Genomic DNA, 24,159 nt, shown 5'->3' on the forward strand with positions numbered 1-24,159 from the left:
GTTCATTAATCTAAAGGGGGAAAATAGAAATGAAAATGAAAAAAGGCTTAACACTCGCTCTTGCAGGGACAATGCTTTTTTCTGGCCTTCTAGCTGGATGTGGTTCGAATAATAATACAAATGCTGCTAAAGAAACAAACAATTCAGCGGCAGCAGGGAATTCAGCAGGGAACACATCAGAATTAAAGCCATATGAGTTGAAGATGTATTTAATTGGTGGACCTCAAAAGGATTTGGATCTTGTCTTAAAAGAAGTTAATAAATATACCCAAGAAAAAATTAACGCGACGTTGAACATTACGATGTTCGATTGGGGCGATTACGATAAGAAGATGCAAGTCATCACCGCTTCTGGTGAGCCTTATGATATTGCCTTTACCTCTTCTTGGACAAATGATTTCCGCCGTAACGCAGCTAATGGTACTTTCCTGGGTCTGAATGATCTGTTAGATAAGTATGGTAAGGAAACGAAAGAAGTTTTGGACCCTCGTTTCTTAGAAGGAACTAAGATTAAAGGTGAGATCTATGGTGTTCCTGTAAATAAGGAGCTTGGACAGCAATGGGTATGGCGCTTCAATAAGAAATATGTTGATAAATACAACATGGACATTTCCAATATCCGTACATTGGATGATCTAGAGCCACTTCTTAAAACGATTAAAGAGAACGAGCCGGCTGATATTACACCGCTAGCTGTTCCTAAAGGCTTTAAACCATTTATGCCATTTGACTATGTACTAGGTGATGAGCTACCTATCGGGGTCTATATGGATTCCACAGATGGCAAGGTTGTTAATATTCTGGAGACACCTGAACTTGCAACATCGTTAGATACGATGCGTAGACTTTACACAGCAGGTTACTTACGCCCAGACGTTGCAACACTTGAAGGTATTGATAACATTAAGACCGGTAAATGGTTTGCCGATCGCGAAATTACACAGCCTTATGCAGAAAAAGGTTGGTCTCGTTCAGCAGGTTATGAAATTGTAACTTCGCCTATGCATGAGCCTTATGTATATACACAGTCCGCCGCAGGTTCGATGCACGCGATTTCCGTAACCTCAGGTGATCCTGAGCGCGCGATGATGTTCTTGAATCTTTTGAATACAGATAAGTACTTACGCAATTTGCTCAACTATGGTATTGAAGGAACACATTATAAGAAAATCTCTGACAATGTCATTGAAGATCTGCCAGCTATGCAAGATAGCTATGCAATGCCAGGCTTCACACTTGGGAACATGTTACTGACTTATCTGCATGCTGATGACCCTGCTGATAAATGGGATGCTTTCAAGAAGTTTAATGATTCTTCAAAAGAAGCCCCTACCTTCGGTTTTGCATTTGATCCTACACCTGTAAAAACAGAAGTAGCGGCTATCAACAACGTAACTAAAGAATTTATGCCAGCGCTATACACAGGTTCTGTTGATCCTAAAACATATCTGCCAAAAGCAGCGAAGAAATATAAAGAAGCTGGACTTGATAAAGTCATTGCAGAAGTTCAAAAGCAACTTGATGAGTGGAACCAGACAAAGAAATAAGCTATGAACGTAACACGCCTAAGATTAATCACTAAAGGTAACACAAATAGGATTAGTGGAGACGGGCAGCTATGCTGCCCGTCTCTCTATCTATCCCCATTTATTATGAAGGAGTGAGAATATGGAACAATTCCGACTTCCCACCATCTCTATGCCGAAGCTGCCGCTTCCTCAAGCGGTTCAAGAAGTATTGAACGAAGCAGAGGAGAAGTTAGCTCATCGGCCAAAGCTGTTGCAGCTTTTTAAGAACTGTTTTCCCAATACGCTTGAGACAACGACTAAGCTTATGGATGATGGGACAACGTTTGTAATTACAGGAGATATCCCAGCTTCTTGGTTGCGAGACTCTGTGGAGCAGGTTATGCACTACGTGCCCTTTGCTAAAAAAGATCCCGATCTTCAGCGGATTATTGGCGGGTTAATTAAACGTCATATCGAGTATATTCATATCGATCCGTACGCCAATGCGTTTAATGAGACAGCGAATGATTGGCATTGGAGCACTAGCGATATTACGGAAATGTCCCCCTGGGTGTGGGAGCGTAAATTCGAGATCGATTCTCTTTGTTTTTCCATGCGTCTGGCTTATGCCTATTGGAAAGAAACCGGAAAGGCTGATATATTCGACGCCGGATTTAAGGCAGCAATGTTCAAAATATTCAACCTGTTCAAAACTGAACAACGCCATAGTGAATTATCTCCATACCGCTTTACGCGTAACAATGGGATTCCTGAAGATACACTGCGTAATAACGGTCTAGGTATGCCTGTTAATTACACGGGTATGGTCTGGTCCGGATTCCGCTCGAGTGATGATGCATGCCACTTTCATTACAACATCCCGGGGAATATGTTCGCTGTTGTTGCATTACGTCATATGCAGGAATTCGCTGAATGGGTATTCCGTGATCTTGAATTTCTGGAACAGCTTAAAGCATTAGAAGCTGAGATTGATCACGGAATTCAATTGTATGGTATTTATCGTCATCCGAAATTCGGTCCAATCTACGCCTACGAGACCGATGGTTATGGCAACTACTGCTTGATGGATGATGCGGGAACACCAGGACTCCTGTCGATTCCTTATCTCGGCTATGTTACCGCAGAGGATGAAATTTATCAGAATACGAGACGATTTGCTCTGAGCAAGGAGAATCCTTTTTATTTTGAAGGAACCGCAGCGAAGGGAATCGGTAGTCCGCATACTCCCAAAGACTACATCTGGCATATGGCATTATCGATGCAAGGTTTGACGGCTTCAACTAAGGAAGAAAAGCTGGAGATGCTTGCGATGTTAGAAGCTACAGATGCGGATACTGGCTTTATGCATGAGGGATTCCATGTTGATGATCCGAATACGTTCACTAGAAAATGGTTCGCCTGGTCCAATAGCCTGTTCTCCCAACTTGTCTATAAAACGATGAAGGAAGGACTACTATGACCAGCTCGAGCAGACCTGTAATCATATTCTATGATTCTGATTTTCCAATTTCCAGTCCCATTCCTAGCGATGCGATTACATCCATGAGTGAGTTCGGATCTATTGTAAATGAGAATCAGCTTGCACAAACGCTGCACGAAACGAAAGGCGGCTGTTTCATCAATCTGCATGCACCCTATTTCCCGAAAGCGGCCTGGATAGCCATTCTTGAATACCTGCAAAGAGGTGGCGGGTTGATTAGCATTGGAGGCGCACCCTTCAAACAACCTGTTCGTTGGGAAAATAGCCGATGGCATGTCGAAGCGGAGCAGACTTCCTATCATCAGGAGCTGTATATTCATGAGGCACTTCGTGTTGAATGCTCACGCAACCATTCATTGCTTGCCTTGGATGTCATTCCTCTGCTTAAGGGTCAAGAATCTCTTTTTCTAACGAGTGCAGACACATGGAACCTCGTGCCACATACGACAAAGACGAGTGATTTACCACATCAAATGGGCTCGGCAGGTCCGATGAGCACACGGATTTACCCGCTCTTAAAGGGAATTACGTCCGAGGGTCGAGAAACCGCTGCCCCAGTGGTTCTTTGGGAGAATACGATTGGTTTATATGCAGGTTCACGCTGGCTGTTCGTAAATACACCTGCAACAGCTTCTTTTTGGGAGCAAAAAGGTCCTTCCGCGATATCCAATTGGGCGCGTTTCTGCAGCAAGGGTGTTACGGAAATGTGGGTTAAGCCCAATTACGCGTCTTATGAATCAGGAGAACGTGCTTCCCTAACCCTTCAGATTCAGCAGCTTGAAAGAGTGAGACCTTCTATGCGAAATGAAGATACATGGAATTTCACAATTTATGTAGAGCATGAATCAGATACCTCTTTGAAGTGGTCTCAGAGTTTGGAAATGAAGGCGAATGCTGAACTAAACATGGTGCGTCTGCCCATTCCTCTGGAGATAAGTAGGGGCCTCTACCATATTGTCTGTGAAGCAGAAGCCAGTGATGGTGAGGTTCGTATTCTGCGCCAAGGGTTCTGGGGTCATGCTCCTGAGCTGCTGGCAGCAGGCCATCCGGTAACGAGCGGCAGAGATTATTTTATAAAAGATGGGCGTCCGCTACCAGTGGTCGGCATGACTTATATGGCGAGTGATGTGGCGCGGAAATTTCTTTTTCTGCCGAACGCCGGAGTTTGGGATCGTGATATGGGCCAGATGCGGAAGGCCGGGATTAACTGGATCCGTACAGGGATCTGGACAGCTTATCGCAATGTGATGCAAGACGATGGACATGTCTCGGAAGAAGTATTGCGGGCGATCGACGCCTTCATCATGACGGCGAAAAAGCATGATCTTCAGGTGACTTTCACGTTTTTCTCCTTCACACCGGAAACGTGGGGAGGGGTGAATCCTTATCTGGACCCACAAAGTGTGGAAGCTCAGAAGCGGTTCATTCGGTCTATTGTATCTCGTCATAAAGATTCTTCGAATGTAGACTGGGATCTTATTAATGAACCGTCGATGTTTGATCCGGACCGTATTTTCTCGGACGGCCCGAGTTCATGCCATGATCGCTTTGAGCGACAAGCTTTTAGGGAATGGCTACAAGAAAGACATGGTGTAATCGAAGTGTTGCAGGAACGCTGGAATATGACGCCCGCACAGCTTCCGGACTTTGCTTCGGCAGGGCTGCCTGAAGCAAAAGAGATGAACTTCGACGTACAAGATATGCACAGTGCTAAGAGGGGGACACGCTGGTTGGATTATTGTTTGTTCTCTATGGAAATGCATAACCGTTGGGTGAAGCAATTATACGATACCATTAAGGAGCAATGTCCAGCTCAGATGGTTACGGTTGGCCAGGATGAGGGACTAGGAGCGCAGCGTCCTTCGCCGTTTTTCTATGAGGAAGCGGTAGATTACACTACTGTGCACTCCTGGTGGTTTAACGACTATTTGATATGGGATGGCATTTTTGCCAAAACCCCCAATAAGCCAAACCTAATTCAGGAGACTGGCGTCATGTATGTAGAAACTCCAGATGGCCGAGCCAAACGTTCAGAACAAGAGCTGCGGAATTTGCTGGAACGTAAGTATGCTTACGCTTTTGGAACGGCAGGTGCGGGAGCTATTCACTGGATCTGGAATACGAATTTCTATATGGATAATGCGAATGAGTCCCATATCGGAGCGCTGAGAGCGGATGGAACCGAGAAGCCTGAGGCAGACGTATCTTATGATTTCGGGAAGTTTATAGAAGGTATCCGTGATATATTTGGTAATCGGAAATTGGAAGAGATTGCGGTGGTGTTCCCTTATTCGAATGATTTCTCTAATCGAAAGTTGGCTTTTGCGTCTACAACAGAGCTTACCCGCATTCTGTCTTATGAGCTCAAGATGTCTTTTCGGGGGGCTTCTGAATACCACCTAGATGATTTGGAGAAGAACCCTGCGAAGCTGATTATACTGCCAAGCGCGCATAACTTCGCTGATGCAGCGATGGAACGGTTGTTACATATCGTTGAAGAGACAGGAGCGGTATTGCTTGCCACTGGACCGTTAGGCATTGATGCCTACTGGCGTTCTTCGGATCGGTTGAGTGATATTCTTGGCAAACGTGAATTGCGTAATGTGCGCCGCGAAGAAGTGCTTATGCTTCAAGGTCAAGTACTGCCTGTCTCTTTCGGCCACCGCCGGATAGCTGAGGTGACGAAGGAAACGATCATTCAAAAAAATGGTGGAAGTTCTACTATAGACACTGTCGTGAACCTTCCGCTGGGCAAGGGTCGACTCCTATGGAGTCCACTGCCAGTTGAATTGAGTGAGCGTAGGGATACTACGGCTGCACTTTACCGCTACGCGGTTAATGCTGCTTTTGTGGAACGTGATTTTGAATGGATTAGTGGTGGGGACTTAGCGGGTATCTACGGACGAAAACTGAGCTTTGCTACGGGTGCACTTTTTACCTTCGTGTCGGAATATGCCCAAGATGCAAAGATCGAGGTGAAGGATTCAGCCACTGGCCGAACTTATTCGTTCGTGTTGGAACAGGAACGTTCTGTTCTCTTTGCTACGGATAGTAAAGGAGATTTGCTTGGTGTTTATCGCCCGCAGGAAGTCGAGATTCATGTCAATTATCCACATCTTCTACATTAAGCATCTTGGTAGATAGAACGCATTGCATATAAGGAGGTCTTCACTTTGGAAAGTTCAAAACAATCTATTAGCCCTCAGACAGCCCATATCATTTCCCATACACACTGGGACCGGGAATGGTATCTTCCCTATGAGAAGCATCATGTACGCTTAGTGAAACTGGTTGATGAATTACTGAACCGGTTGGATGAGGATAACGAATTTAAGAGTTTCTATCTGGATGGACAGACGATTATTCTGGAAGATTATCTTCAGGTACGTCCAGAAAATCAAGAGCGGCTACAGAAATATATTACGGAAGGTCGCCTTCTAATAGGACCTTGGTATATTTTGCAGGATGCGTTCCTTACTAGTGGGGAGGCCAATGTTCGTAATATGCAGATTGGCCATCAGGATTCGAAGCGTTACGGGGAACCCTCCAAAATCGGTTATTTTCCGGACACCTTTGGTCTAGTCGGCCAGACTCCACAATTAATGCTGCAATCCGGCATCAATAATGCCTTTTTTGGAAGAGGTGTGAAGCCCACTGGATTCAATAATACGGTGTCGGATGGAGGTTACGAATCCTCATTCTCGGAGCTGATTTGGGAGGGCCCTGATGGATCAAAAGTGCTCGGCATCCTATTTGCCAATTGGTATTCTAACGGAAACGAAGTGCCTGTAAATGAAGCAGAAGCCAAAGTGTTCTGGGAGAAAAAGCTGGCAGATGCGCGGAAGTTTGCCTCTACAGGTGAGCTGCTGTTCATGAATGGTTGTGATCATCAGCCGGCTCAACTGGATTTGCCAGAGGCTATCGAAACTGCGAAGCGGTTGTATCCAGATATGGAGTTCATTCATTCGAACTTTCCTGATTACCTTAAGGCCGTAGAGGGTGTAATGGATCGCAGCAATCTGTCGACTGTAAAGGGCGAACTGCGGAGCCAGCATACCGATGGATGGGGTACGTTAGTGAATACCGCGTCTGCTCGTGTCTATTTGAAACAGAGGAATCAGGAAGGGCAAATCTTGCTTGAAAAGTTGGCCGAGCCACTTGCTTCGTTCGCACATTTACTGGGCAAAGAGTACCCCCATCATATGTTCACCTATGCATGGAAGACATTAATGCAGAATCATCCGCATGATAGTATTTGTGGATGCAGCGTGGATGAGGTACACCGTGAGATGGTCACCCGTTTTGACAAAAGCCGTCATGTGGCAGAGACCATTGTTGAGGATAGTAAACGAGTGATTGCAGAAGCTGTGGATACGTCCGGGTTTACCACATATGGTGAAGACGTGCTTCCATTAGTAGCGATGAATATGACGGGTTGGAGTCGCACGGGTACTGTGAGCGTAGAACTTGATGTGGCGCGTCTATATTTGCGAGAAGGATTCTCTCTGGAAGAAACGGCTAGCCGTATGACTGGAATTGACTTGCACGGTCGTGTGTTAGTAGACGATCAAGGGAATAACATTGCCTCCCAGCTGGAGGACTTGGGTCTTCAGTTTGGTTATGATTTGCCAGATGATAAGTTCCGTCAGCCGTATATGTGCCGCCGGGTAAGACTTACCTTTGAAGCCGTAGAAGTTCCTGCGCTAGGTCTTCGATCATATGCTTGGGTTCGCCGAGCAGATGCAAAACTGCCAATAGCCGCTGAATCTTTGTTATATGGAGATCGGGTGCTGGAAAATGACGTTATCAAGGTAGTCATTAATGATGATGGTTCGTTTATGCTAAGTGACAAAACTAGTGGAGTGACCTATAACGATCTTGGCGTATATGAAAACACCGGGGATATCGGCAATGAATATATGTACAAACAGCCAGAGGCCGAACAAGCTTTGACGACTAAAGGACTGAAGGCTAACATTTGTGTACTGGAAAATACATCGTTTCGCGCCGCTATAGAAATTAACCATAACTGGGAGATTCCAGCCTCGGCAGATGATAAGCTGGATGAGGAGCAGCGTGCACTGGTTTACTATCCGGAGCGCAAAGCTCAGCGCAGTAGTGACACAGTCATTCTGGAACTTCGTACTGTAATCACCTTGGAGCGGGGCGGAAAGGGATTGCATATCGAAACGACAATAGATAACCAGGCCAAAGATCACCGGATTCGTATACTGTTTCCAACAGATTTGAACGCTGCCACGCATCGTGTAGATTCGATGTTCGAGGTTGCTGAGCGGAATATTGAACCAGCCACAGAATGGAAGAATCCGAGTAACACGCAACATCAGCAAGCCTTTGTTGATATTAGTGATGGGAAAGCGGGTCTAACCGTCGCTAATTTTGGATTAAATGAATATGAAGTGCTGCGAGATGGGCGTAACACTATTGCGATTACGCTGCTACGTTCTGTTGGCGAACTTGGTGACTGGGGGCTATTCCCAACTCCAGAAGCGCAGTGTCTGGGAGAGCAAGTTGTTCGTATGGAGCTTATCCCGCACACAGGTGAGGGTATAACTTCTGGTGCTTATGCTGAAGCTTACCAATTCCAGGTTCCGTGGATTGTATGTCAGACAGATGTACATGCAGGTGTGGTTGCGCCGGTGTATACTCCATTCGATTGGGAGAGTAAGGAACTCGCATTTTCTTCACTAAAAATGAACGAGCAGACTGGAGATATACTGATGCGTTGGTACAACATGAGTCAGCAGAACACCAACCTGGCCTTCCATTCGTCTATTCCACAGCAGTATTTCTATAAAACGACGATTCTAGAAGAGGAGAGCCACCCAGTTTCTAGGGATGAGAAAGGTAGCTTTGACTTACTGATCGGTCCATGCGAAATTGTAACGATTGGTATTAGAAAATAAATGAAAAAGGACGGTGTCCAGAGAGTCGTATGACTTTTGGATATCGTCCTTTTTTGTATAAATACGTATCTTAGGAAGAAGATTTGCCGCGCGCAGTGGATCCAAGATGATCAATCTGCTCTTCCAGAACTGCACTTGCTTGGCCTAAAAACTGCGAAATAAGGGCGAGCTCTTCATCCGTATAAGAAGCTGCGAGCTTAACCATGGCGGTATGGAGCGGTTGGTACGTATTAATGACATCATCTTTATTCTCATATAATGGCACAATAATCACTTTACGGCGGTCATTCGGGTCATTTTGTCTGCGGACATAGCCATTTTTTTCGAGCCGGTCTATTAATGCCGTAACACTGCCTGTGGTCAGACCGGTTAATTTAGACAGTTCTCCAGCAGTGATAGGACCTTTCTCCCGTAGAATATCTATAGATAAGAAATCATTATTGTATAACCCAAGTGAGGCGGCTACATTTTGTTGGTACAATACCGTTCGGTTTCCCAAACTGCGCATAAGCAAGGTGAATTGTTCCTGCTCTGGTGTAGGTTGTTCGTGGCTTGACAAAAGATAACGCTCCTTTTAAAATAATTATATCTTGATAGTCAAGATATTAGATTATAAAGTTATTCGAAAATTTTGTGATTTATCAAATACATTCTATCGAAATTAGAAATGTTTTGCAAAATAATTGCAATCCAACAGCTTTGGGGAACCATATGGATAGAAGATATAACTACGAACCAGTAGGTTGAGTTGAGAGGGGAATAGATGTGAAAGAGACTATTGTTATTAAAGGTGCAAGAGAGAATAATCTGAAAAATGTCTCGCTCACGATTCCTAAGTATAAGCTAGTTGTCCTGACAGGACCTTCGGGATCAGGGAAATCGACGTTAGCTATGGATACACTTCAGCGGGAATGCCAAAGACAGTATTTGGATTCCATGGGCATGACGTCAGATACGATCAGCAAACCAAAGGTGGAGTCTATTATTGGACTGTCTCCGTCCATTAGTGTTGGACAACATGTCACCAATCGTAATCCCCGCTCGACAGTTGGGACAGTCACCGACATCTATACGTTTGTCCGGTTTATCTTTTCCAGATTAGGCGAGCGGGTTTGCCCTTCCTGTAGTGGCAGCATTCCACCTTCTTTTGAAGCGAGGGGATTGCTGATCGAGGAAGACGAGGAAATGCATGGTCAAACGATGGGTTGTCCGCATTGCGGAGCTGAGCTTGAGAAGCTGGGCATGTCCCACTTTTCTTTTAATAAGCCGGAGGGAGCTTGTGAAGCCTGCGGTGGTGTTGGATCTGTGGCAACTATAAATGAAGCGGCGGTGTTTAATCCAGCGCTTAGTATGCGTGAGGGTGGGGTGGCCTCGCTGAATGGTGTTCATCGTGATATACAGATGCGTATATTAGTGGCTGCTGGCAAGCATTTTGGCTTTGAGTTTGATCCGGATCAGCCCTTAAAAGATTACGGCGAAATTCAGCGCGACTTGTTATATTACGGAGTGGAAAGTGAGGCGTTTAAGCGCCATTTTCCCAATGTTAAGCCGATTCAAGGCACCAAATTTGAAGGCGTCATTCCTGGTTTGTGGAGGCGATACAAGGAGAAGGAAGGAGAAGCTGGTACACAGGAAAAAGACGGCGGATTTTTTCATGAGCAGCAATGCCCAGAATGCCTTGGCGCTCGCCTAAAAAAAGAAGTTCGTCTCGTTCGGGTAGCTGGCGCATCGATTACGGAGGTATCGGATTGGCCATTAAGCGATGTTTACGAGTGGACTAAAGGCTTGGAGGCGGCTTTGCCAACCGAGGGACTTCATCTGCTTGAACCCATCCTTCACGATATGCCTACCCGACTAAAACGGATTATCGATGTTGGTCTTGGTTATCTTTCCATGAACCGTCAGACGGTCTCCCTCTCTGGTGGAGAGGCACAGCGGCTGCGCCTTGCCTCATTGCTGGGGTCAGGTCTGACTGGAGTGTTATACATTCTAGATGAACCGACGACCGGGCTTCATCCGCGGGATACTGTTGGCCTCATTCGTGTGCTTCAGGAGCTGCGCGATTTGGGTAATACGGTGCTCGTTATCGAGCATGATATTGAGATGATGCGCGCTGCCGATCATATTATTGATATGGGTCCGGGTGCTGGTCTGGACGGAGGGCAAGTTGTTGGCGAGGGCAGCATTGAGGATTTGATGGCAAGCGAGACTTCTGTTACGGGAGCCTATCTTAGAGAAGAGCGTAATAAGACTGCTGCATACGTTCGCCGGAAAGGTGACGGAAAACAAATCACCATCCGACAGGCACAGTACCGGAATATTGATATCCCGGAGGTTTCATTTCCTCTAGATTGTCTAGTTTCTGTAACTGGGGTTTCGGGTTCAGGCAAGTCGACACTAGTCTTTGATATTCTTGCGCAAGGCAGTGCGAAAGAACATGAGCAAATAGGCTGTGCGGAGATTGCGGGCTTAGATCAGGTTGGAAATATAGTGATCTTTGACCAATCGCCCATGGGTAGAATGTTGCGTTCTAATGTAGCGACATATACAGATGTATTCACACATCTGCGCCAGCTGTTTGCTGCATTGCCGGAGGCGAAAAAAAGAAAACTGACTTCCAAGCATTTTTCCTTCAACACACCGGGTGGACGCTGCGAAACCTGTCAGGGTCTTGGGGTGCTGACTGTAGACATGAATTTCTTACCCGATCTGGAGGTTAAATGCCACGCATGCAAGGGGAGAAGATTTACGGATGAGGTTCTCCAGATGAAATATGATGGATATTCCATCTCGGATCTGCTGGACATGTCCGTACAGGAAAGCTTGCCGATTCTTAAGTCGGAAGCCAAAATGGCGGGGATTATCGAGACATTGTGTGAGGTGGGTCTCGGTTACCTTAAATGGGGACAATCTGTCAAAACCTTATCCGGTGGTGAAGGGCAACGGATTAGACTGGCTAAAGAGCTGAGCAAACCTTCCAAAAACCATACGCTATATCTGCTTGACGAACCAACAACAGGCCTTCATCCGTCAGACATCAAGCAGCTCCATACCTTATTGAGCAAATTGGTTGATACGGGAAATACTGTCGTAGTTGTGGAGCACAGCTTAGAGCTGATTCGGGAGTCCGACTGGGTGATTGACATTGGCCCTGAAGGTGGCGTTGTGGGCGGTAAGCTTGTAGCTGAAGGTACACCGGAGCAGGTTGCTGAAGTGCGGGAATCCTACACAGGGATGTTCCTGAAACGGATTCTGGCTGAAGGGCTGTAACTTAATAAAAGAGGTGCCCAAAGCCATGAAAATGGCTGGGGCACCTCTCTTTTTTTGAACTTAAAGCAAACCTCTGCTCTCAACTCTAAACTTCGTCTGAACGTCTGAACCAATCTCATTCGCGCGTACTTAGCACTTTCGGAATAAGAGATGAATTATACGTACGTAGCACATTAGGATTAACAGATGAATTTACACGTATGTAGCACTGTAGGATTAGCAGATGATCAAGAGTCGATGGTGTTTGATCCGCAGATGATTAGGATACGGTAGCATCAGACAGCGAAAGACTATGCTTCGGCGGTTTCGGACTCAGCAGACCAGCGAATGACCATACTTCGGCGTATCGGACTCAGCAGACCAGCGAATGATCATTCTTCGGCGTATCGGACTCAGCAGACGTTATAAGCAGGAAAATCCGCCAATTGGAGTATTATCGGACCGCATAGCTCCTAATGGCGGATAAATCACCGTATAAGAGCCTGATTCTAAGAAATAGCTGCGCTGGAGTCCGATGAGTTGCTGAAAAGGCGATAAATTAGTAAATAGCGTCATTGGAGTCCGAAAGCCTCAGCAGGAGATCATGGTAGCAGTAGCAGTAGCAGTAGTAGTAGTAGTAGTAGTAGTAGTAGTAGTAGTAGTAGTAGTAGTAGTAGCGGTAGACCCAGCGAAAGACTATGCTTCGGCGGTATCGGACTCAGGAGTCCAGCGAAAGACTATGCTTCAGCGGTATCGGACTCAGCAGACCTTATAAGCAGGAAAATCCGCCATTTGGAGTATTATCGGACCGCATAGCTCCTATTGGCCAAAAAAACGCCTTATAAGAGCCAGTTTCTAAGGAATAGCTGCACTGGGGTCCGATGGATTGCTGAAAAGGCGATAAATTAGTAAATAGCGTCATTGGAGTCCGAAAGCCTCAGTAGGAGATCATGGTAGCAGTAGCAGTAGATCCAGCAAATGATCATACTTCGGTGGTATCGGATTCAGCAGATCAGCGAATGATCATTCTTCGGCGTATTGGACTCAGAAGTAGAGCGAATGATCATACTTCGGCGGTATCGGACTCAGCGGACCTTAAATGCAGGAAAATCCGCCATTTGGAGTATTATCGGACCGCATAGCTCCTAATGGCGGAAAAATCACCGTATAAGAGCCCATTTCTAAGGAATAGCTGCGCTGGAGTCCGATGAGTTGCAGAAAAGGCGATAAATTAGTAAATAGCGTCATTGGAGTCCGAAAGCCTCAGCAGGAGATCATGCATCTAGCGCAGCTTAATAATCTAGCAGACGTCCATTATCATGCCATTGCCCGTACATTTTATTTTCTTTAGTGTTTGCTATGAATTTGTCTAATTTAATCTTAAATAAATCTGGCTGATGTTTATTGCTTTGGATCGTGTCGATCCGAACTCTTTTATAAAGGGCTGGAAAGGCTGTGAAATTCTCATATACTTGACTGTCCTCTTTTAGCCTTTGCTCTATAATCTTATCTACTATAAAAGAATCAGGGTTCATATCAGGAAGTACCCGTTTTCCTTCAGCACTCATTAACCCCAGCTTTTCGAGGCGGCGGACACGCTCTTTATTCAATTCAGTCCAAGAGCTTCTTTTGCTTCGGGGAGAGAGTCTTTGCGCCAGCTCCGTTTCCGAAATTTTCTTTTTCACTCCATCGATCCATCCAAAACACAAACATTCCTCAACTACGTCCAAATATAGCAACGTTTCTGGGTTTGACGTCATACTAACGAGAACCCAACAAGATTTTTCAGTCTTAGAATTCTCCTGCAGCCAAACTCTTAAATCTTCTCTCGTTTTTACTGTAATTAGATTTTTAATCTCCATAATTAAAATACAATTTCCTTTCTAGGTATGGAGTGGAGCGTCTTGCCCATCCGAGATTAAATTGCTTTTGCAGGAACCTGATACCAAAAAAGAGCATAGTCATTCATGGTGGAAGCATGGCCTAACTGCCGTAACATAGTAGATACATTGCCTCTATGATAAGTCCCGTGATTGGCGACTTGCAACACAATTTCTGATAGGCGTGTTTGGCGGATTCCGGCGAATGGATTGTCAAGCAGAATGGTTTGCTCCAAATCGGATTGATTGTGTAACCATGCTTTGTATTGTTCCGATAGCTGGGCAAAGATATTTACGTATTCATCCACAGAATCTAGAATGCTCAAATTTAGCGGGATACTTTGTTGAAAAGCCTCTGGCATGGCAGTGCCTGTTAATACAAGATACCACATCGTATCAACCGCATAGATATGGCTAAGGGCATGAGCGATGGTGGGAAATGAGCTGTTCACTTCTTGACTTAGCACAGAAGGCGGGAGTTCCTTGATTCTCCCCAGGATAGTTTGGTTTGCCCATGTGTGGTATTTAAACATTTCTACTGGATAATTTGTCATTCGTACATTCTCCTTTTGAATGGTCATGGATTTGTTTTTTGTTACTGTAGTTAATATAAAAGAAGAAGTATGACATCAGACTGTCATACTTCTTCATAAAGTTTGAGTGTGTTTTGAAGCTGCTCTTTTAAAATACCTCGCAATGCAGGGGGTTCGAGGACTTCGGCGCCGCTGCCAAAACTCAGCAGAATGGACCAAAGCCAACGTGCTTCCAATGGCTTATACACAGGAATTCGCATCGTCATGCTTTTATCGGAATGAAATTCCTTGTCGACTTGATGAAACTGATCCAAAGCTTCTGCCAAAGCCTCAGGGCCTACCCGGATCACTATTTCCTCCACCTGATCTGCCCTGTTTGAACAGCCAGCCTCTTTGGGTACCTCATGTTGCGAATGAAAGGTATCCTGCGTCAGGAACAAATTCAGCATCCGGGAAAGTCGGAACTCCCTATAGTCCTGCCGAGCCCGGCAATAACCATAGATGTACCAGTTGCTATATTTAAAATGAAGCTTTACTGGTTCCATTTCACGGGTTGTACGTTCATTTTTTACACTGATGTAATCAAAACGGACAACATTTCGTTCCGATATAGCCGCACGTAAAAGAGGAAGTGCGTCAGGATCCGTACGCCGGGTTTCAAGATCCACCGCGAGACTAGAGGTCTGTGGCTCCGTTCCAATCGTTTGCAGCCGTTCAATGGTTCCTTGCGTATGCTCATCTTCAAACACGGAAGAAAGACTGTTAAGTACAGTAATCAGAGAAGTGACATCATACGAACGGAGCAGGCTTTTATCCATTTTATATCCGTCCATGATGCCATATCCACCTTTAGTACCCTGATACGATACGACCGGGATGCCAGCGGCACAAATCACATCGATATCTCTATAGATCGTTCGCTGGGAAACCTGAAACTCTTCAGCCAGCTTGGAGGCAGATAAAACTTCGTGGTTCAATAGTTTGTAGATCATAGAAATCAATCGTTCCAATTTCATGTGTGCATTCCCACCCATTAGTCCATTTCGTGTTACAGCGTGATTATATCATAGAATTTTTCGGGCAAATTTTGGGCGGGAGGAGCTTTGTTGTTGGCGATGAAGAAATATCCTATGACAGAGTCGATTAAATCTATTTACAGATTAAATCCGCAGGCTCGCCTGATAAATCATTAACAGAAATAATAGCATCGTTTTTTTTCACAGGTGGTGTCCAATATTGCTCATTCCCAGGCAGGTCATCGAACCATTCGGCGTCCTTTGGACAATCTAGAATCATAAATTTTCCGTATTCCTGATCTCTGGATTGATGGTATTTGAGATAGGCTTTTCCGTTATCAATGGCGAGAATTTCTATTTTTCCTGAGGTGTGGCTCATGGATAAGCGTACTCTTTTGCCAAGTCCTGAGGTTCTGGCTTTGGCTTCTTCTACAATTTGATAGACTTGCTCGAGCGGTAATACGAAATCCCGGTTTCCGGCTACGGGCCGGTTCACAAAGAAGTAGTAGGGTGTAACGCCAGCCCATGAAAGCCGGTCCAGTAGTTCCCCTAAAATAACGGGATCATCGTTGATGCCTTTGAGGATGGGGGTCTGATTTACGACAATTGCCCCTGCGTTGTGGAGAGCTTTAAATGCTTTTTTGGCTTCAGGTGTGATTTCACGAGGATGATTGATGTGCGCCATAACATAGATTCGTTTGTCTTCGGTAGAGTAAGTACGAATCAGCTCCAGCAGCTCTTCGTCTTCAGAGATCCGCATCGGATTAAATACGGGAATTTTGGAACCCAGTCTAATGATCTTAACATGCTCAATGCTTCTTAGATTTTCAATAATGGATCTTAGCTTCGGTGTGGAGAGAATTAAACTGTCCCCGCCCGTAAGAAGTACGTTGTTAATCTCCGGATTATTTGCGATATACTCCAAGCCCGGAGAGACATCAGCCATCGCCTCTTTCACGTCATTTCGGAACAGACGCTTACGGAAACAGTAGCGGCAATAAGCCCCGCAGACCTCGGATACAATCAGTAGTGCAGTGGTTCTATACTTGTGCTGACAACCAGGTACCACATAATTCGTGTCCTCATCGGAGGCGTCCCAGCGCCCATACTCCAGCAGTTCACCTTCGTTAGGAATAACCAGCTTACGGATGGGATCATTTGGATCATCCCAGTTAATCAAAGACAGATAGTAGTCATTTACACGAAAAACAAATTTGTCCGTAATTTCTTTCAGATTCTCTTTTTCCAGCTCAGACAACATAGCTATTTTGTTAATATCCGTGAAGTACTTTACCTTTTGCACGTACATCTCTCCTTTGTCTCGTAGTGTGAGAAATGAGGGAGCCTTAGTGTCAAAGGCCAATCTACTGCCAGCAGGGTCCAAAAAAGCACAAAAAGAGACCCTTAGCAAGGGTCTCTGGTTATGTAAATAACATGAAAAGCAGACCCATCCACTGCTGACGAGGTTAGCTGACGGACTCGGGTAAGATGGTACCCTACATTCTAATGCTCAATGATTCGCCCCAATTAACTGGTTCCCCCGCTTTTCAACTGTAAAAGTTGGAAATTAAGCGTAGATAAAGTATACCCTATCAAGTTTTGAAAAGTCAAAAGAGAATCCTAGATTCACTTTCAATTGCTAGCGCTACTTCCGCCGAGTAGTTTAGGCAACAGCGTTAGCAGCTTCTCCCGGGTTAACGCATCACTAGAGTTCCATTTGCTTCCGTCGAGCAGATAAACATGTCCCTGACGTACTGCCGGGAGATTGTTCCAAAGTGAACTGTCTAGTAGCCGTTCCATCGCAGCTCGCGAGTCTTTGCGTTCCGGAATGAACATGAAGATATGATCTCCGGCGTAGGCAGGCAGTCGCGTTGGATCAACTTCGGCGAACCCTAACTCTTCGTCCAATATGGCCTGGATCTCTTCGGTCGGTTGTAAACCACATGGGGCATAAAGCGCAGTGGAGAATCCGGACATTCCCATAGCATACAGATGATCTCCATGATCATAGACCAAAGCAGAGGCGGTTTCTCCAACTTGGAGGGTTGTCGTGTAAAGCTGCTGCCACATGGCAGCGTTTTTGATTGTGAATGACTCCAGCCATGCTTCGGCTTCGCGCTGTTTACCTAGCCAACTGCCTAATGTCCGCATTCGGTTGTCGAGAGGCGCAAATGAATCAAAGGTGAGTGTCGGAGCGATACCAGAAACTGCTCTGTAGGCTCTTTCATCACTATTTGCCAAAATGATCAAATCTGGGTTTAGGGAAGCGGTCAACTGCGGGTCCAGTGGAAACCCGACGTTGGCGAGCTTCTTAAGCCGATGTTTATAGACGCTGTTCCGGGCGAATACTTCATCTCCACCGATAGGCTTTACGCCTAACGCGAGAAGGTCGCCAAGTGTTTCGCCATGATAGACAATACGTTTCGCTCGCTCTGGAATCTCCACCTCATGACCCGTCCAATCCTTGACGGTAAGCTTACGACCTTTCTGATGTGCATATTGTCCGGGTGTAACTCCGGTTTTTTGCCGAAAGCGGCGGCTGAAATAGTATTCGTCCGAGAAGCCGACCAGTCTGGCGATTTCCCGCAGTGGTTCAGTCGATTCCTGCAGGAATCGTTTGGAATGATTAATGCGCAGATCCGTCAGGTATTCAAGCGGCTTTTTACCCGTAAGCTGCTGAAAGATCGGTGTATATTGCCAGATTGATATTCCCGCCAGTTCAGCTAACTGCTTCACGGTGATACTCTCTGTATAATGCTCCTGAATGAATGTTATGGTCTTTTCTACGGATTCCGTAGGACTTGGCAGGTGTTTGGAAGGGTAATTATGCTCAAAAAGTAGCAGCAGCAATTCTTGGAATTTTAATTGTCGCTTGAATTGTTGTACATCATCGGTGTTATTCCTGTTCATGAGCAGGTCTTCGACTAGTCTGATTACCTTGGTGAACGGGTGCACAATTAACTCCCGTCTGCCGGAAAGCAGCTCTCCAGAATATCGTTTAGGAAGCTTGGTTGTATAAATTGCTGTAAAGGTGATGAGGTAATAATACAACGTCAGCTCCTGGTTGTCCGTACTATAGGAGATTCCAGGAGATAGTAGATAACATTTATCCGTACTTAGTATCACGCTTTGATCATCGAGGTTCAATTGTCCGTTCCCTCCAGTAAATATGAGAAGGGTATAGTCCTGGGTTGTACGCGTTATAGAGCTTGAATCGGCAGCTTGAATCATCAGTTCGGCCTCGTTTAGCTGAAATAGCAGAGAGTGGAGTGGGGGGCAGGACGATGATGTATGCAGCATGGGTTCAGCCTCCGTTCATTTTGTGAGAATGATTATCAATGAATTCATTGTATATAAAAAAAAGAAGCATATCAACAGCTGTTGACATGCTTCTTGCAGTTTTTTATCAGCCTTGTGTTAAACTCTTCATCACAGAAGGTTATTTCATATTCAATAGCTGTGGAATTTCGCCAAGCAGCCATTCTCTTGTTGTCGCATCACTTGAAGTCTTCATGATGTCTTGTGTATAGACATATCCGTTCTTGACGGCAGGAAGGCTCTTCCAGATAGGGCTCTTTAATAGATTCTCTGTGGATTGTTTTGCTTCTTCTGCCACTGGAGTCAAGAGGAATATCCGGTCTCCGGCATATTCTTTCAGGACTTCCATGGATACTTCCTGGAACCCTTTACCTTCATCAAGGATCGTCTGAATAGCTGGAGTTGCCTTGAAGCCATTCTCCCCATAGAGTACCTGGGAAAGTCCGGTTGCTGCCATTATAAACAGTCTGTCTCCTGGATAATAAGTGAAGACCGCAGCCGTTTCGCCCTCTTTCATGCCTGCGGATTTCAATTGCTTCCACATGTTCTCTTCAGCGGTTTTATACTGCGCAAGCCATGCTTCTGCTTCAGCCGTTTTACCAACAATTCCACCAATGTCCAGCATACGTTCCTGGAGTGGGGCAAAGGTATCAAATATTATAGTGGGTGCAATTTTGGAGAGCTGTTCAAAATCAGCTTCATCTGTGCCCGCATAGATGATCAGGTCAGGCTGAAGCTCCAATGTTTTTTCCAGATTGATAGGGAAGCCTACATCCTCCACACCTTGTAATTGATCTTCAAAAACCTGGCCTTCACCCATAGAAAGAGGATAACCTACCGCCTGCACACCAAGTGCGAGCAAATCGCCATAAGTTTCTCCAGAATAGATAATTCGCTGCGGATTCACCGGAATCTCTACAGTATGCCCTATGTAATCTGTATAGGAGCGGGTAGTCGCTGCTGCTTCATCTGTACTGCTATCTGAGGGTTCTGCTGAAGGTACCGCGGTTGCAGCGGAAGAGTTCCCGGTTGCGTTCACCGTACTATTGGCAGAGGATTGTTCCTTTGAGTTTCCGCACGCCAGTAGCAATGTACTCAGCAAAAATAGTACACATACCACAGCGAAGGACTGTCGTACCTTGTTCATATCTTATTGCCTCCCTATTATGTGTAACGACCACCAATAATGATAATCATTCTCGATTAAAATATATCATAAATTAAAGCCTCTTTTTACTCAATGGACAAAAAATAACCCCGTAATTTGATTTGTACAATCAAGTAAAAAGGATGTGTTTAAAATTATTTTGAATTATTTTTAGCTGCTTGGAAAAATACTCTAAATAACAGCAATCGAGAGAAAGAGAGGGAGCTTGTCTTCATAATAAACTTGGCAAAGGAATCCCTTGAAGCACATAGGATTGTGGTGTTTTTTTGAATCTGATTACTGTTATGTATTAAGATGTTCAGGTGATGCAAAAATCCAGGTTTGTCCACATTGATTGTAATCGTTATCATTACGTGGCATGTTATCTACCGTGCTTGACGTCAATAGAAGGGCTTTGTTATGGTTTTTATAGTCAAACGCAAGCCGAAATAGCTTTTTGTAGAATATGCAGAAGGTTTTGCGTAAGATATTCTAACCAAACATAATACGAGGGAGATGGTTGATTGTGATCAAAGGAATTATTTTTGATTTTGACGGAACGATTATCGACACGGAGACTGCTTGGTACACCGCATTTAACGAGGCTTATGCAGAATATGGAGTGGATCTGACGCTTGAACAATATTCCACCTGCATCGGCACGAGCTTGAACAGTTTTAATCCTTATGAATATTTAATGACTGATCTTAAGCTAGCGATTGACAAAGAAGAGTTCAGTAAGGCTGTTAAACAGAGACACAGCAAACTTATGGAGCTTGAAACAATACGACCAGGCATTCAGCATTATCTTGATTCCGCCAAAGCAGCTGGACTGCGCATAGGGCTGGCCTCAAGTTCTTCACTGGAATGGGTGGAAAAATATCTGAATCAATTGGGTATTCGCGAGTATTTCGAATGTGTTCGGACTGCCGACCATGTGGCAAAAGTGAAACCAGATCCGGAGCTATATAACCAAACGTTAGCTTGTCTTGGAATCACAGCTGATGAGGCGGTTGCTATCGAGGATTCACCGAATGGATCTAAGGCAGCGGCAGCAGCTGGCATCCGTTGCATTGTGACGCCTAACGAAATTACTAATTTTCTTGAATTCGATAAGCAGCACCATAAAATTGATAATCTAAGTCTTCTTGAATTTGATCATGTAGTTACTCAACGTTGCTTCGTATAGAGAAACCGAGAAACTAAGTTCAAATTAAAGGGGGATACCAAATTGAGAGCCGTACATTTTGGAGCAGGCAATATTGGCAGAGGTTTTATTGGGCCTATGTTGTCGGACTCCGGTTACAATGTTTGTTTCATCGGAAGAAATAAGAGTAAAATTGCCCAATTGCAAAAACGTGGGCAATATCCTGTCACCCTAGCTAACAAGAACAGGGACAGCTTTATCGTTGATAATGTTACAGCAATCAATCTGAATGATACTGAGGACGTTACTAGAGCTATAGCAGAAGCTGAAATTGTGACAACTGCCGTCGGAATATCCGCTTTAAAAGATATTGCTGAGACCATTGCGCAGGGCATCGAACGAAGGCTTGAAAATAGCAGAAATCTCAACCCTCTTCATATCATTGCCTGTGAGAATGGGATTGGAAGCAGTCAGAAGTTGAAAAAATCAGTTTATCGGCATATGAAGCAATCCTTCAAGGAACTTGCTGACCGCAATGTCGCTTTTCCCAATGCGATGGTGGACCGGATTGTACCTATGCAGAAAAATACAGATTCACTTGAAATCCTCGTTGAACCCTTCAGTGAGTGGGTTATTCCCCGCAGTGGAATGATTGGTAATTACAATGAAATTAAAGGCGTCCATTATGTGGATTCGCTGGCGCCATACCTCGAACGGAAGCTATATACTGTGAATACAGGTCATTGCAGTGCAGCCTATTTTGGATACCTGGAAGGTTATACTAGCATTCAAGAAGCGATGTCTGATCCCGAAATCAGAGTTCGTGTTCACGGGGTGCTTAAGGAAACAGGGGCCTTATTGGTGCATTTATATGGCTTCAAGCCCATAGAACATGACCGGTATATAGAAAAGATGATGGAACGATTCACTAACCCCAACTTTAACGATAAAATTACACGTGTCGCCCGCTCCCCGCTTCGCAAGCTTTCACCTAATGATCGGCTCGTAAAACCGGCAATGCTTGCTCATGAACTTGGTTTTGAGACTTCACATTTAGTCTCAGCTATTGCTTCTGCACTTTATTTTGATCATGAAAAAGATCCAGAAGCCTTACAGCTTCAAGCGGACATCCGAAACCACGGGCTAAGTGAAGTCATTGCTGCACAACTAAAAATCCCCACGGAGCATCCGCTTCATGGTCGCATTATTTTGGAGTCCAACAAATTACGCGCGAGATATCCTCATAGGACTAGAATGAAGACAATAAGCGTCAGGGTACCCTACTTTTAATATAAAACGATGGTTATAAACCTATAAAAGAGTGTTCTCTGCTGGATGGGCAAGAACACTCTTTTTATAGGTTACGAAGTTCTGTAAGTGTCCCTAATCCAATTCAATCCGCAGAACAACCGGAGTCTCACTGCGAACCGAGGTCGTTTTTATAACCAAGGCTTCATCGGTTCTTTCCCATGCAGGTTGTTCCTCAAAACCTAAGATTTTGATCTGTTTAATCATCCCATGGAAGTGAGCAGAGTTTTCTTTAAGGGATTTGATTTGCACTATACCGTTGTTTGGATAGACAAGAACACTAGCGTAAAGATAACTGCCTTTTACCGTAAAGCGGATATCTTCATTAGTGAAAATTTTCGTGATCCCATCTGTAAACTGACCTTCAACGATCTCTGTAGGGCCTTCCCCGAAGGTGCGCCAGTAGGTCGTATCATAGATTGCTTCACCATTCACCTTTAGCCATTCTCCGATGCCAAGCAGAATCTCCTGATCCTGAGCTGGAATGCTGCCGTCCGCTTTAGGGCCTATATTCAGCAGCAAGTTGCCGTTTTTGCTTACGATATCTACTAAATCTCTGATAATTTCTACGGCAGATTTATAATCATTTTCCGGTGTATAACACCATGAATTTTTAGCTACTGCCGTATCCGTTTGCCAGAAATAAGGTTTAAGCCCGGAGAAATGACCTCTCTCAATATCTGGGATCGCTGAGCCAAACATGAAGGCATCATGCTTATAATTGATTGCAACCGGAGTTCCCCATTCCTCTCCCTTATTGTAATAGTAAGCGGCGAACTTTTTGAGATAGGGTTTGAAGGCAGCTGTATGAATCCACCAGTCAAAGTAAAAGATTTTCGGCTGATAATTGTCTACCAGCTCGCAGCAGCGAATCAACCAATCCTCCAGAAATTCTTGATTAGGTGGGGAGCCGAATAAATCGTGATGATCGGGTTCGGGCATAGATGGCCAATAGAAATCTCCACATACAAGCGGTTCATGGATATCGGAATCAAATTCCTTGCCATGAGACAGGAAGAACCAGTGCTCAGCTCTATGGGAAGATACACAAAACTCTAATCCCTGCTGCTCAAAAGCGTCTTTCATTTCCCCGACTAAATCCCGCTTAGGACCCATCTCATATGTGTTATAGTGAGAATAAGCGCTCTTATACATTTGAAAGCCGTCATGGTGCTCTGCAACAGGCATCACGTATTTGGCACCAGATAATTTGAAGAGATTGGCCCATTCCTCAGCATTGAAATGCTCAGCCTTGAACAAGGGGATGAAGTCTTTATAACCAAAGGTTTTATGCTCGCCATAGGTAGCAAGATGATGTTCATATTCCCGCGAACCCTGGATATACATATTTCGGGGATACCACTCATTGGCGAAAGCCGGAATAGAATAAAGGCCCCAATGAATGAAAATACCAAACTTAGCGTTCTCATACCACGTAGGCACTTGAAATTGACTTAGTGAATCCCAATCGGCTTTGAATCTTCCAGTTGCGATCGTATCTTCGATTACTTTTAAATATTTGCTTTTATCCACCATTTTGCAATCATCCTTTCAAACGTTTATTTCTTCTTCATTCTAGTGATTAGATGTGGGAATCAAAATGTAGGACATTAACTTTTAGATGT

Annotated in this window: 17 protein-coding genes and 1 riboswitch; of the genes, 9 read left to right on the top strand and 8 right to left on the bottom strand. The window is 44.8% G+C overall.

Annotation, left to right across the window (positions count from 1 at the left end):
- Positions 1-29: 29 nt before the first annotated feature.
- From NST40_RS11030 to NST40_RS11045, 4 genes are all read left to right on the top strand, one after another.
- The gene (locus NST40_RS11030) at positions 30-1,547 is read left to right on the top strand and encodes an ABC transporter substrate-binding protein (RefSeq protein WP_342410669.1); all 1,518 of its coding nucleotides are present in this window, start codon (positions 30-32) and stop codon (positions 1,545-1,547) included.
- A gap of 121 nt (positions 1,548-1,668) precedes the next feature.
- A complete protein-coding gene (locus NST40_RS11035) occupies positions 1,669-2,988 on the top strand; it encodes a glycoside hydrolase family 125 protein (RefSeq protein ID WP_076277447.1) in 1,320 nt (439 codons plus the stop codon).
- Complete coding sequence (locus tag NST40_RS11040) at positions 2,985-6,137, top strand: beta-galactosidase (RefSeq protein ID WP_076277446.1); 3,153 nt, start codon at positions 2,985-2,987, stop codon at positions 6,135-6,137. The genes NST40_RS11035 and NST40_RS11040 overlap by 4 nt, the downstream gene beginning before the upstream one ends.
- A 45-nt stretch (positions 6,138-6,182) precedes the next feature.
- Positions 6,183-8,936, top strand: coding sequence for an alpha-mannosidase (locus NST40_RS11045; RefSeq protein ID WP_342410670.1), 2,754 nt, complete (start codon positions 6,183-6,185; stop codon positions 8,934-8,936).
- A 70-nt stretch (positions 8,937-9,006) separates the two neighbouring features.
- On the opposite strand, the gene NST40_RS11050 is transcribed toward NST40_RS11045, so the two are convergent.
- The gene (locus NST40_RS11050; protein ID WP_076277474.1) at positions 9,007-9,444 is read right to left on the bottom strand and encodes a MarR family transcriptional regulator; all 438 of its coding nucleotides are present in this window, start codon (positions 9,442-9,444) and stop codon (positions 9,007-9,009) included.
- Positions 9,445-9,701: 257 nt separating this feature from the next.
- On the opposite strand from NST40_RS11050, the gene uvrA reads away from it, so the two are divergent.
- The 3 genes from uvrA to NST40_RS11065 all read left to right on the top strand — a co-directional run bounded on the left by uvrA (position 9,702) and on the right by NST40_RS11065 (position 13,327).
- Entirely contained in the window at positions 9,702-12,206 is a 2,505-nt protein-coding gene (gene uvrA / locus NST40_RS11055; protein ID WP_076277445.1) for an excinuclease ABC subunit UvrA, read from the top strand.
- Positions 12,207-12,789: 583 nt separating this feature from the next.
- Positions 12,790-12,960, top strand: a complete 171-nt coding sequence (locus NST40_RS11060; protein ID WP_342410671.1) for a hypothetical protein — start codon at positions 12,790-12,792, stop codon at positions 12,958-12,960.
- Between the two features lie 175 nt (positions 12,961-13,135).
- Positions 13,136-13,327: a hypothetical protein gene (locus NST40_RS11065; RefSeq protein ID WP_342410672.1), complete on the top strand. Its 192-nt coding sequence runs from the start codon at positions 13,136-13,138 to the stop codon at positions 13,325-13,327.
- A gap of 150 nt (positions 13,328-13,477) precedes the next feature.
- Here NST40_RS11065 and NST40_RS11070 read toward each other — a convergent pair whose 3' ends face one another.
- The 6 genes from NST40_RS11070 to NST40_RS11095 all read right to left on the bottom strand — a co-directional run bounded on the left by NST40_RS11070 (position 13,478) and on the right by NST40_RS11095 (position 20,079).
- Entirely contained in the window at positions 13,478-14,047 is a 570-nt protein-coding gene (locus tag NST40_RS11070; RefSeq protein ID WP_076277443.1) for a YdeI/OmpD-associated family protein, read from the bottom strand.
- Positions 14,048-14,103: 56 nt separating this feature from the next.
- Entirely contained in the window at positions 14,104-14,619 is a 516-nt protein-coding gene (locus tag NST40_RS11075; protein ID WP_076130596.1) for a DinB family protein, read from the bottom strand.
- Between the two features lie 83 nt (positions 14,620-14,702).
- The gene (locus NST40_RS11080; RefSeq protein ID WP_076219801.1) at positions 14,703-15,614 is read right to left on the bottom strand and encodes a YafY family protein; all 912 of its coding nucleotides are present in this window, start codon (positions 15,612-15,614) and stop codon (positions 14,703-14,705) included.
- A 133-nt stretch (positions 15,615-15,747) separates the two neighbouring features.
- Positions 15,748-16,917 carry a KamA family radical SAM protein gene (locus NST40_RS11085; RefSeq protein WP_076130594.1) on the bottom strand — a complete coding sequence of 390 codons (1,170 nt, stop codon included), beginning with the start codon at positions 16,915-16,917 and terminating at the stop codon, positions 15,748-15,750.
- A gap of 139 nt (positions 16,918-17,056) precedes the next feature.
- Positions 17,057-17,198: riboswitch (cyclic di-AMP (ydaO/yuaA leader) on the bottom strand.
- 48 nt (positions 17,199-17,246) lie between these two features.
- Entirely contained in the window at positions 17,247-18,914 is a 1,668-nt protein-coding gene (locus tag NST40_RS11090) for an AraC family transcriptional regulator (RefSeq protein ID WP_342410673.1), read from the bottom strand.
- A gap of 139 nt (positions 18,915-19,053) precedes the next feature.
- On the bottom strand, positions 19,054-20,079 hold the full coding sequence (locus NST40_RS11095; protein WP_076219799.1) for an ABC transporter substrate-binding protein: 1,026 nt from the start codon (positions 20,077-20,079) through the stop codon (positions 19,054-19,056).
- A gap of 526 nt (positions 20,080-20,605) precedes the next feature.
- Here NST40_RS11095 and NST40_RS11100 point away from each other — a divergent pair.
- Together NST40_RS11100 and NST40_RS11105 are read left to right on the top strand one after the other, a co-directional pair.
- Positions 20,606-21,268 carry an HAD family hydrolase gene (locus NST40_RS11100; RefSeq protein WP_036689719.1) on the top strand — a complete coding sequence of 221 codons (663 nt, stop codon included), beginning with the start codon at positions 20,606-20,608 and terminating at the stop codon, positions 21,266-21,268.
- 42 nt (positions 21,269-21,310) lie between these two features.
- Complete coding sequence (locus NST40_RS11105; RefSeq protein WP_342410674.1) at positions 21,311-22,516, top strand: mannitol-1-phosphate 5-dehydrogenase; 1,206 nt, start codon at positions 21,311-21,313, stop codon at positions 22,514-22,516.
- Between the two features lie 93 nt (positions 22,517-22,609).
- On the opposite strand, the gene NST40_RS11110 is transcribed toward NST40_RS11105, so the two are convergent.
- Positions 22,610-24,070 carry an alpha-L-fucosidase gene (locus NST40_RS11110; RefSeq protein WP_342410675.1) on the bottom strand — a complete coding sequence of 487 codons (1,461 nt, stop codon included), beginning with the start codon at positions 24,068-24,070 and terminating at the stop codon, positions 22,610-22,612.
- Positions 24,071-24,159: the final 89 nt, after the last annotated feature.

It is taken from the genome of Paenibacillus sp. FSL R10-2778 (assembly GCF_038593035.1).
Taxonomy (GTDB): domain Bacteria; phylum Bacillota; class Bacilli; order Paenibacillales; family Paenibacillaceae; genus Paenibacillus_AQ; species Paenibacillus_AQ odorifer.